The sequence below is a fragment of the Anaerocolumna sp. genome (assembly GCF_032079385.1).
Lineage (GTDB): Bacteria > Bacillota > Clostridia > Lachnospirales > Lachnospiraceae > Anaerocolumna.
In genome coordinates, this window is sequence record NZ_DAMAUC010000027.1 from 58,928 (window position 1) to 65,681 (window position 6,754).

Below are 6,754 nucleotides of genomic sequence, written 5' to 3' on the forward strand. Positions count from 1 at the left end.
ACAAAGATATAACTATATTTACCGATTAACATAAAGTGAATAGGTTTGTGTGGTAAGCCTGAAATATAAAGGTAAGAGGTAGACGTCATGGCAATTGAGTTAGATAAAAGGCGGTTAAGAAGCTATGAAATAGAAAAACAAAAGAAAAAGCGTATAAAAGTCTTTGTAGTGGTATTTGTAATATTGCTAGTCAGCATTATAGCAGTATTTGCGCTGAAATTCATTTTACAAAAGAATTTTACCGGTTATGAGGTAATTAATACTATGAAAAGAGAAGACAGTACTTCTGCCAAATACATAAGCTATCAGGGCGGAGTATTAAGGTACAGCAGAGATGGTGCAATGGCCATGGATGCCGCAGGCAATATGCTTTGGAATGGAACCTATCAAATGAAAAATCCCATTGTTGATATTTCTAAAAAGTATGTGGCCATTGCTGACAGAGGATATAGAAACGTCGAAATCTTTGACGGAGAAGGCGGCGTAAATACCGTAAAAGTGCTAAATCCAATTATAGATGTTAAGATTGCAAATCAGGGAGTAATAGCAGTATTAATGGAGGGGAAAGAAACCAATTACATATATCTTTATGATAAAACAGGTAACGAGCTGGCGGATAAAAGAACGGTAGCTTCCACCAATGGTTTCCCAATCGATATAGCGTTATCGGAAGATGGAAGAAAGCTGGTAACCAGTTATGCGGCTATCAATAGTGGAGAAGTGCAGTGTAAATTAACTTTTTATAACTTCGGTAAAGTTGGTGAGAGCCATGTGGATAAAATGACAGGCGCCTTTGACTATGGAAAAACAATTATTGCAAATATAGAATTCTTGGACAATGATACAATATGTGCATTCGGAGATGATAAGTTCAGCATATATTCTATGAAAGAAATTCCTAAATTAGTCCATGAAGAAACCGTATCCTCAGAAATAAAGAGTATACTTTATAATAGCCAGTATGTGGGTTTCGTACTTAAGAACTCGGAAGGTGAACAAAAATATAAAGTGGTGCTTTATGATTTAAAAGGAACAAAAGTTTTAGATAAAGATATGAATTATAATTATGAAAACATTTATCTATCCGGTAATCATATTATTATGCATACCAATCTGGAATGGATTATATGGGAAACGGATGGAAAGGAACTATTAAGATACACCTTTGATAAGAATGTAACTTATATATTGCCCGGTCCTAGTGATCGTAAATTTATAATCATCAACGATCAGAACATGGATGAAATACAACTGGTAGAAAAGTAATGTAATCGAACAGTGTCAGGAGGATAAATAATGAATTGGCTGGAAATTTTAGTGATAGTAATCATAGCTGGGTATACCCTTAATGGAAGAAGACGTGGATTTATTAAGACGGTATTCACACTATTTTCTACAATCATAGCTTTGCTTTTAACCATGTGGATCAGCCCAATGGTAAATAAAGAGGTTCAGAAGAATGAAAAAGTTATGACCTTTGTAAACCATAAGGTGGAGAAGGTTGTTGACTTTGGTAAAAAGAATGATAAGACTTCAGAACAGATGAACTTTATTGATAAACTATTTTTGCCGGGTCCTATAAAAAATGCATTGAAAGAAAATAATACAGGTGATGTCTATACCGCTATGGCAGTAAATAGTTTTGAAGAATATATAACAGGAACCATTTCAAGGATAATAATAAATGCAGCAGTATTTATTATAGTTATGCTGCTTGTTATGATAATCTTGGGAATTATAAGCAGTGCTCTGGATATCATAAGTAAACTGCCACTTATTAATGGATTAAATAAAACAGCGGGCTTATTAGCAGGCTTATTACACGGCATTATTATAACTTGGATCGGATTTATTTTACTTACCATGTTTAGCAGTACTAACATTGGTAAAACTATGTTCCTGCTAATCAATGAAAGCAAGTTTTTAACCATACTTTACGATAATAATTTACTATTAAGATATATTACGGATATAGGGAAAATATTATTCTAAGATGAAAAGGAAGTCCAGAAGAATGAAGCATTCGGTTTTTGGACTTCCTTTTCATTCTCTGGGCCGTAATGATATTCTAAATATTGTATATAATAGGACTATTATTATGACAATTTTCAGTATAGATGAGAAGAAAAAAGAATTGTATATGGTTGTACCTTAAAATTTGGATTGGAATTTTATAGTAAGAGGAAAAAATAATACTTTTGTTGAAATTTAAGATAGATAATAGTATACTAGTATATGAATTGAACAAATAATGAATTTCGATTTGTAAGTATAAGGAATAATAAAGTCATTATGCTATTATTAGTCTTTACTTAAATATAAAAGAAAAGGAGAAGTAAAAATGAATGAAATATTACAACAAATTAAAAAAATTGGTATTGTTCCAGTTGTAAAATTGGACAGAGCTGAAGATGCAGCACCATTAGCACAAGCATTATGCGATGGAGGACTTCCATGTGCAGAAGTTACATTTAGAACAGATGCAGCAGAAGAAGCAATTCGTATTATGGCAACCAAGTTCCCTAATATGCTAGTGGGAGCAGGTACTGTACTAAATACAGAGCAAGTAGACAGAGCAATCAATGCAGGTGCTAAATTTATAGTAAGCCCGGGACTAAACCCTAAAACCGTAAAGTACTGCCAGGAAAAAGGTATTCCAATTACTCCTGGTACAGCAAATCCAAGTGATGTAGAGTCTGCAATTGAATTAGGACTGGACGTTGTTAAGTTTTTCCCTGCTGAAGCAGCTGGCGGTTTAAACATGATTAAATCTATGGCAGGCCCATTTGTTAATATGCAATTTATGCCTACTGGCGGAATCAATGCAAAAAATCTTACAACATATTTAGACTTTAATAAAATTATCGCTTGTGGCGGCAGCTGGATGGTTAAAGATGATTTAATCAAAGCCGGTGAATTTGATAAAATCAGAGATTTAACAAGAGAAGCGGTTACTAATATGTTAGGATTTGAACTTCGTCATGTTGGAATTAATGCGGCTGATGAAAATGAAGCTGATTCAGTAGCAAATTCCTTTGAGAAATTATTCGGATTTGCAAAGGATGTTGGAAGCAGTTCAATTTTTGCCGGAAGCGGAATTGAAGTTATGAAGGCTCCTTTCTTAGGCAAAAATGGACACATTGCAGTTCAGACAAACTACATTGAAAGAGCAATATACCATCTTGAATTACAAGGATATGAGTTCAATATGGATTCTAAAAAATATGATAACAAGGGAAATCTAGCAGCCATTTATCTAAAAGAGGAAATTGGTGGATTTGCAGTTCATTTACTTCAGAAAAAATAATCATCTATTCCAATTCCTTACAGGAGGATATGAGAAATATGAATGAAAACAAAGAATTTGATGCACTTGCTTTCGGGGAAATATTATTAAGATTATCTGCCCCTGTTAATGACCGTATATTTTCCGGCAGTGTCTTTGAGAAAAGAGCAGGAGGAGCAGAGCTAAATGTAGTCTCTGGTATATCATTATTAGGATTACGTACAGGAATTATTTCCAAGCTGCCTAAAAATGAATTAGGTACCTATGTTAAAAATAATATTCGATTCTGTGGAGTAAGCGACGATTGGCTGCTTTATGATGAAAGTCCGGAAGCCAGATTAGGTATTTACTTTTATGAACATGGAGTATATCCTAGAAAACCCACAGTTGTTTATGATAGAAAGAATGCATCCATAAATACCATTAATCCCAATGACATACCGGAAGAAATCTATCATACCACCAGATTATTTCATACAAGCGGAATATCTTTGGCGTTATCAGAGAAAACACGCAGTGCAGCAACAGAAATGATCAAAAAATTTAAGGCGGCAGGAGCTACCATATCTTTTGATGTGAATTTTAGAGCAAACCTTTGGACAGAAGCAGAAGCTAAAATGTATATAGAAGAAATTCTTCCATATGTAGATATTTTATTTATATCAGAAGAAACATCCCGCCGTACCTTTGGTAAGACTGGGGAGTTAACAGATATTCTTAAAGAATTTGCAAAGGAATATGACATTAAGATTTTAGCTTCCACAGAACGTAAAATTATAAGCCCTAAAAAGCATACCTTTGGCTCTACCATATACAATGCAGAAGAAGATAAAATATATAAAGAAGAGCCATATGAGAACATTGAAGTGGTAGATCGGATAGGAAGTGGTGACGCTTATGTATCCGGCGTTCTTTATGGATTACTGGCATATAATGATTGTCAAAAAGCATTAGAATATGGTAATGCTTGCAGTTCGGTTAAAAATACTATCTTAGGTGATTTACCTTCCTCAGATAAAAAGGAAATTGACCGTATTATCGAAGCACATAATAGTAAGGGAATTCAAAGCGAGATGAATCGCTAGAATATTCACAAGAATCAGGAAGTTATTATTAATAATAAAATTAATTTATATTAGTGATGAGTCCTGTTATTAACAAAAACACATAATCTTATTTCACACAATAAAAGCTCACGCTTGGTGTTAAACACCGAAGACAAGGAACATTACCAAATTAGACAGGTTTCCATTTGGTAATGTTCCTTGTTTTTTGTTCTGCAGAAACCTTCAGAAATTAAAGATATTGTGAAAGGACAGCATTTCCTCGTTTAAAATTAAAAGGTTGTACTGATTATATATATTTAACTATATATACTTAAGACCGTACACCTATTAACGAAAGTATAGCCTGTAAATACTTTGTACATTTTATATAATATATATAAAAATATATTGTTATTGAGTGAGTTTTATGTATAATATAAATAAAGACAAGTTTCCATAATAATCTGATTTATTTTAATGAAAGGTAAATGATAATTATGATTACACAAATTTATTCAATTCAAACCGTAAAAGAAGCAATTGATTGTATCCAGGCAGGAGCTGACAGAATTGGACTTCTTGTAGGACCAAAGGACGGACCTTTTCCTTGTGCAATCAATGAAGAAACAGCTTTGGAAATTTTCTCCGCAATAGGGGATAAAGCAGTAAAAGTATTAATTTCAGTTCAGGACAATGAAGAAGATATTATATCCCAGACTAAAAAGCTGCAGCCGGATGTTTTGCATTTGTGCGCAAACTTTGAAGGCAATCCGGAGTTCCGTAAAAGATTATATGAATGTTTACCACAAGTTAAATTAATGGAAGCAGTAGGTGTTACTGGTGCAGAGTCTATTGATGATGCAATAAAAAAATCAGAATATGCCGACTTACTGATTCTTGACAGCGTTTCTACTACAGTGCCGGGGGTTGGTGCTGCAGGAGTAACTCATGATTGGAGTATAGATCGGGAGATTGTTAACCGTGTTCCGATACCGGTTATTTTAGCCGGAGGACTTGGACCGGATAATGTAGAAGAAGCAATTCGTGCTGTAAGACCATTTGGTGTTGATTCTCTGACTAAAACCAGTGTGAAAGAAAATGGAAAGTTATTATATAAAGATATAGAACTGGTACGTCAATTTTGTGAGAGGGCAAAACATGGGGTTCAAAATTAATAGAACAGACTATGATATTATATGTGTTGGTGATTTATGTGCTGATTTAATCATTCCTTATGGTGAAGCGAAAAATACAATAGACAATATAAAGCAAGATCCCACAAATATTAATGAACAAAAGGTTTCTTTTCGCAGTGGCGGCAGTGTGGGGAATACGGCGAAAGTACTTGGCAAGTTAAAACAGAATCCGATCTTTATTACCAATGTGGGTAATGACCGGGTTGGACAATTCTTAAAGCAAGAGATGGAAGACAATAATGTAAACATGGACTTTTCCACAACAACAGATAAAGGTGCTGTTGTTTGTATAGCCGTGCTGGACAATATGGGAGATAGGACAATGTTTACCTGGATTCCGCCCTGGTCAGCTTTAGATCACTATACTTCTGACAGCTTTCCGGAGGAGCTTTATAAAAAGCCTGCTATTGTATTCTCAAGCGGCATGTCATTAACCAATAATATAGAAAGCGGAAATGCTTTATTAGATTTTTTCAGACGTATGAAAGAGAATCAATCAATTTTAGTATTTGATCTTAATATAAGGGCAGAATCCTATGGATATCAGCCCGGACGCCGTCAATTATTTGAACAGGTTCTGCAATATGCTGATATCATATTAGGGTCCGGTATTGAAGAATTTGGGCAGATAACCGGAAAAACAAATATGAAAGAGGCGGTGGAGTCTATATCGGATAAAGACCGTTGTATTATAGCACGGGATGGCGGAAACCCTGTATTTATACAAGAGGGACATATACAGTCAACCGTAGAGGTAGATCCGGTTACACCGGTTAATACAGTAGGTGCCGGAGATACGTTTGACGCTGCATTTTTAATGGCATTGCGTGAGGGACGGGATATAAAGGACTGCGTATTATTTGCCAACAAAATTGCCGGGTATATGATCAGCAGAAAAGAACATTTGGCTATACCGGATAATGTTCATGAAATGTGGCTGTAACTGTGGTTGTTAACATAGAAGGCAGGAATACACCCTGTGCACAGTCTTTTATATGTTGTGGCAGGGTGTTTTTATGTGGAATGTCAGGAATCAGGTAGTAAAGATATTGCTATAGGAATGTGGATAAAAATGGATGGAAAAAAAGATTAAAAAAAGTGTTGACATAATGTTTATATGATGATATAATTCTCTTTGCTGACGCGGTAACAGCGGTTAGCGAAAAGCCTTGAACATTGATAACTGAACAGTGAAACAACCCTGAAAATTCTAATAAAATTTTCAT

Annotated in this window: 7 protein-coding genes; all 7 read left to right on the forward strand. The window is 34.7% G+C overall.

Annotation, left to right across the window (positions count from 1 at the left end; all coding sequences use genetic code 11):
- The first annotated feature begins 87 nt into the window (after positions 1-87).
- Entirely contained in the window at positions 88-1,266 is a 1,179-nt protein-coding gene (locus tag RT261_RS17600; protein ID WP_313134398.1) for a DUF5711 family protein, read from the forward strand.
- A gap of 30 nt (positions 1,267-1,296) precedes the next feature.
- Positions 1,297-1,992, forward strand: a complete 696-nt coding sequence (locus RT261_RS17605) for a CvpA family protein (RefSeq protein WP_313134399.1) — start codon at positions 1,297-1,299, stop codon at positions 1,990-1,992.
- A gap of 22 nt (positions 1,993-2,014) precedes the next feature.
- Positions 2,015-2,155 (forward strand): hypothetical protein, encoded by a 141-nt coding sequence (locus tag RT261_RS17610; RefSeq protein ID WP_313134400.1) that lies wholly within the window; start codon positions 2,015-2,017, stop codon positions 2,153-2,155.
- Between the two features lie 186 nt (positions 2,156-2,341).
- Positions 2,342-3,307: a bifunctional 4-hydroxy-2-oxoglutarate aldolase/2-dehydro-3-deoxy-phosphogluconate aldolase gene (locus RT261_RS17615; protein ID WP_313134401.1), complete on the forward strand. Its 966-nt coding sequence runs from the start codon at positions 2,342-2,344 to the stop codon at positions 3,305-3,307.
- 38 nt (positions 3,308-3,345) lie between these two features.
- Positions 3,346-4,371 (forward strand): sugar kinase, encoded by a 1,026-nt coding sequence (locus RT261_RS17620; RefSeq protein ID WP_313134402.1) that lies wholly within the window; start codon positions 3,346-3,348, stop codon positions 4,369-4,371.
- A gap of 458 nt (positions 4,372-4,829) precedes the next feature.
- On the forward strand, positions 4,830-5,507 hold the full coding sequence (locus RT261_RS17625) for a phosphoribosylanthranilate isomerase (protein ID WP_313134403.1): 678 nt from the start codon (positions 4,830-4,832) through the stop codon (positions 5,505-5,507).
- The gene (locus tag RT261_RS17630; protein WP_313134404.1) at positions 5,491-6,471 is read left to right on the forward strand and encodes a carbohydrate kinase family protein; all 981 of its coding nucleotides are present in this window, start codon (positions 5,491-5,493) and stop codon (positions 6,469-6,471) included. Before RT261_RS17625 ends, RT261_RS17630 begins: the two co-directional genes overlap by 17 nt.
- Positions 6,472-6,754 lie beyond the last annotated feature (283 nt).

Bases quoted from the DNA above. Each gene is read 5' to 3' on its own strand.
- RT261_RS17600 (WP_313134398.1), top strand. From the start codon at position 88: ATGGCAATTGAGTTAGATAAAAGGCGGTTAAGAAGCTATGAAATAGAA.
- RT261_RS17605 (WP_313134399.1), top strand. From the start codon at position 1,297: ATGAATTGGCTGGAAATTTTAGTGATAGTAATCATAGCTGGGTATACC.
- RT261_RS17610 (WP_313134400.1), top strand. From the start codon at position 2,015: ATGAAGCATTCGGTTTTTGGACTTCCTTTTCATTCTCTGGGCCGTAAT.
- RT261_RS17615 (WP_313134401.1), top strand. From the start codon at position 2,342: ATGAATGAAATATTACAACAAATTAAAAAAATTGGTATTGTTCCAGTT.
- RT261_RS17620 (WP_313134402.1), top strand. From the start codon at position 3,346: ATGAATGAAAACAAAGAATTTGATGCACTTGCTTTCGGGGAAATATTA.
- RT261_RS17625 (WP_313134403.1), top strand. From the start codon at position 4,830: ATGATTACACAAATTTATTCAATTCAAACCGTAAAAGAAGCAATTGAT.
- RT261_RS17630 (WP_313134404.1), top strand. From the start codon at position 5,491: ATGGGGTTCAAAATTAATAGAACAGACTATGATATTATATGTGTTGGT.